Source organism: Mycolicibacterium sp. XJ870 (genome assembly GCF_053483975.1).
Genome location: NZ_JBEFTI010000018.1, coordinates 1 through 965 on the forward strand (window position 1 = coordinate 1; position 965 = coordinate 965).

General features: G+C 65.6%; 1 protein-coding gene. It reads right to left on the reverse strand.

The features are described 5' to 3' along the window. Window positions 1-965: alpha/beta hydrolase (locus tag ABQF30_RS29520; protein WP_448470620.1), on the reverse strand; the 965-nt coding region annotated here is incomplete at both ends.

Below are 965 nucleotides of genomic sequence, written 5' to 3' on the forward strand. Positions count from 1 at the left end.
GTGGCGAAGATCTGCCCACCGTTCTGCGCCATCCGCTGGAAACCGACCCGCGGATCCCAACTGCCCGGCGCCCGGTAGCCGATGTAGGTGATCGAGGCCGCCGACAGGCCCGGGTTCTCCTGCAGTGTCGACTGCAGCAGGTTGGCCGCGCGCATCGTCATGGCCCGCAGCTTGCCGATCGTGGTCGTCATCCCCGGCACATACCAGGACACCGACTGCGCGGTATACGGATCAGCACCGAAGCTGACGATCGCGCGTCCTGCCCCGCCGAAGGCCTGCGGATCCAGCGCCAGCAGGAACGGTCCGCCAACATTGAGCCTGGTGGCGTTGCGTTGGGCCGACCGCAGACCCGACTCGATCTCGTGCATCAGATCGACGTAAGCGGCCTCGAATTTGTTGAGCGCGACACCGTTTTCACGACGCGACAGCAGAAGATCGCGATGATCCAGATAGCGGCGCAGCATCTTCGTGTTGGCCTCGTGCCGGGCCTTTGGCGGAATGCCCTCGGCATTGCCCACCTCACGCGGATACACCTTGATCAATGCCCGCTGTTGAGCCTCGGACAACCCGGCCCACCAGTGCGCATTCGCCCGGGCCCGGTCCACCGCCTGGTCCACCGGAACCCGATGATCGGCCGGGCTCATCAGGTCCGCGGCTTTGATTCCTCTCTCCGCCAACGCCACATCGGCCACCACGCGGTCCGGCACCGTCGTCTGCTCGACATCGCTGGACTCGGCCGCGGGCAGTTCCTGTGTAGCAGGGGTGACGTCCGTCGTATCGTCGACAGTCACCTCGGTTTCGGACACTTCCTGGACGGGTGAGTTGCGGAAACGCGGATTCCAGAAATGCCGACCCTCTACCGAGTGGTTGGCGTTGGGATCATCCTCCAGCCGAAGCGGACGCCCGGTCGCCGGCTCGACGGTCTGCTCCCGGGTTCCACCGAACACCCACCTGCGCCGCCGAGT